The sequence below is a fragment of the Vibrio viridaestus genome, assembly GCF_003856525.1.
GTDB classification, from domain to species: Bacteria; Pseudomonadota; Gammaproteobacteria; order Enterobacterales; family Vibrionaceae; genus Vibrio; species Vibrio viridaestus.
In genome coordinates, this window is sequence record NZ_RJVQ01000127.1 from 1 (window position 1) to 464 (window position 464).

Annotated in this window: 1 rRNA gene; it reads left to right on the forward strand. The window is 55.4% G+C overall.

From position 1 onward, the window contains the following. Positions 1 to 464, forward strand: a 23S ribosomal RNA gene (locus tag EES38_RS23315); the annotation flags it as partial.

Below are 464 nucleotides of genomic sequence, written 5' to 3' on the forward strand. Positions count from 1 at the left end.
TCATGAGATACCACAAAAGGTGTTGGTTGGTCTAGACAGCAGGACGGTGGCCATGGAAGTCGGAAGCCGCTAAGGAGTGTGTAACAACTCACCTGCCGAATCAACCAGCCCTGAAAATGGATGGCGCTCGAGCGTTGKACCTATACCGGACCGTTGCTGTAAGCTGGGCCTATGCTGTGTGAGGGCAAGCTGCACTTGGTCCAGGCATGGAGTAACGGCAACGAGTAGGAGGGTCGCTGTGGCTAGCGGGAAGCCTCAGGCGTGAGCCTAGGTGAAGCAACCACAGGCGCAGATCTKGGTGGTAGTAGCAAATATTCAAGTGAGAACCTTGAAGGCCGAGGTGGAGAAGGGTTCCATGGGAACAGCAGTTGACCATGGGTCAGGCGGTCCTAAGTGATCCGGTAAATCGGAACAGGGACGGGGTGCCTGACATTGTCCGTTCGCGGGCTTTGTTCAGTAATCTG